At 66.4% G+C, this 1,965-nt stretch carries 2 protein-coding genes; both read right to left on the bottom strand.

Annotation, left to right across the window (positions count from 1 at the left end; all coding sequences use genetic code 11):
• Positions 1-252: 252 nt before the first annotated feature.
• On the bottom strand, positions 253-1,020 hold the full coding sequence (locus ABD250_RS15350; protein WP_023100551.1) for an ATP-binding protein: 768 nt from the start codon (positions 1,018-1,020) through the stop codon (positions 253-255).
• Positions 1,020-1,859: a Mu transposase domain-containing protein gene (locus ABD250_RS15345; protein ID WP_344393146.1), complete on the bottom strand. Its 840-nt coding sequence runs from the start codon at positions 1,857-1,859 to the stop codon at positions 1,020-1,022. The genes ABD250_RS15350 and ABD250_RS15345 overlap by 1 nt, the downstream gene beginning before the upstream one ends.
• Between the last annotated feature and the right edge of the window lie 106 nt (positions 1,860-1,965).

Here is a 1,965-nt window from a genome sequence, read left to right as displayed (position 1 = left end):
GAAAGGCGTCCCAAACACCTGGACGACCACTCCCGACTGGTCTACTCCGAGGTCCACGACGACGAGACCGGTGCGACCGCCGCCGCCGTATTGGCCAACGCGGTGGCGTGGTTCGCCGACAGGAACGTCACCGTGCGCCGCGTGCTCAGTGGCAGATAGGGCTTGTCGGTACCGCGGGTCCGGCGAGTTGGTACCGCTGTTCCGGCGACCCGGAACCGGCCCGCGCGTGAGGCGGGCCGGCACCGTCGGGGGTTACTCCCAGTAGCCGGTGGTCGCCCGGGCTTGGTCGTCGCGTTGGCGTCGCATGTCGACTTCGCCGAGGTTGATCTCGCGGGCGTTGTTGGCCAGCCGGTTGACGATGGAGTCCGCGGCCACCCGGTCAGGTAGGGCCTCGAGCCAGTACGCCGGTCGGGATTGTGAGGCGATCATCGTCGGCAGCCGGTGCTCCCGGTTGGCCAGCACGGCGAACAGGTCGTTCGCGGCCTCGGGGTCGATGCCCACGGTGAGGAAGTCGTCGATGATCAGCAGTTCCACGTCCGACAGGTCGTTGAGCATTTTTTGGTGGCGGATCCCGTCACCACGGGCGATGACCAGCCGCCGGGCGAGTTCGTCCATGCGGGCGTAGGTGACGGTGTGCCCGTTCTGGCAGGCGGCGATCCCAATCGCGCAGGCCAAGTATGTCTTCCCGCCGCCGGTCGGCGAGAGCACCAGCAGGTTGGTGGGGTCTTGCCTCCAGTTGTGCCCGGCGTAGCGTTTCATCCGCACCGGGGTGATCCCGCGTCCTTCCTGGTAGTTGATCTCCGCGATCGAGGCCTGCGGGATCGGGAACTTCGCGGCGCGGATCAGCTTGTCGATCCGGTGGGCTTGGCGCTGGTCCAGGGCGTCGTCGACGGCGGTGAGGAAGATCTGCTCCGGGGTGAGCTCGTCATTGGCCTCATCGCTGATGAGCTCCTCGAACCGGGTCGCCACGTGCGTGATGCGTAGGTTGCGGAACTTCTGGTGATCGATCTCGGTGAACATCACACGCCCTCCCCGCTGCGCCCACGCGCATAGTGATCGGCCGAGCGGACTTGAATCGCGCCGTCGTCTCGGGCCCCGGCCGGTGGCGGCGGTTTTCGTGTGGCCGCCGCCGGGACCACGGGCCGGGGCGCCTTGTGGTCGGAGTCGATGCTCGCCATGACGCGTTTGAGCACGCTGTAGCTACCGGCACTGTTCTGGTTGAGCAGTACCTGGCAGGCTGCCTCGAGCCGCTGGCGACTGCGCTTGCCGAGAGTTTCGAGGATGTTCTGGCAGTCCAGATAGCCCTGCGCCTCGATCACGTGACGATCAAGGATCTGGGCGATCACCTGCTCAGTGGCGGGGCCGAACCCGCGGGCACGGTCGGTGAACCACTGCCGGGACCACAGACCGTCGATACCCTGGTGCTCCTTCGGGGCGTGAGCGAGCACGGTCGAGTACTGGCCTTTGCGGCCGTGGCGCCGTGGGTGCTCGCAGACGACCTGGTCACCGTCGAAGAGCGTCACCGACTGCGCGGTCAACCGGACTCGCAGCAGTTGACCGGCGAAGGTGTACGGCACCGAGTAGTACTGCGAATCGCAGGAGACGTGATAGTTCCGTCCGACCTTGAGCTGCTTCCACTCCACCGTGGCGAACCCGTCGTCTGGCAGCACCGCCAGCAGCGGCGCCTCATCGGACTCGAATCGCTCCCACCGTGTCGTACCGTCAGCCCGGCGAATCTGGGTGTTGATCTCGGCGACGCGGTCATCAATCGCCGCGTTCAGGGCCTCGACGGTGGTCCACACCTCCTCGGCGAGGTAGCCGATCACGCGCTTGTTGACCACGTCCACCGCCGACTCCACGGCCGCTTTGTCTGTCTTATCCCGAGTTCGGGATAAAAAGGACTATCCCGAGGATTCTGTAATCCCGAGTCGCGGCCGTGGGGTGCTGGTCGGCGCCGGTTCTGGC

It is taken from the genome of Dietzia cercidiphylli (assembly GCF_039531545.1).
In the GTDB taxonomy this organism is placed as follows: domain Bacteria; phylum Actinomycetota; class Actinomycetes; order Mycobacteriales; family Mycobacteriaceae; genus Dietzia; species Dietzia natronolimnaea.
Note: the sequence above shows the minus strand (reverse complement) of the source record. Positions and strands in the feature narration are given on the sequence as shown.

Excerpts from the sequence above, each read along its gene's own strand:
- ABD250_RS15350 (WP_023100551.1), bottom strand. The coding sequence starts at position 1,020 with ATGTTCACCGAGATCGATCACCAGAAGTTCCGCAACCTACGCATCACG.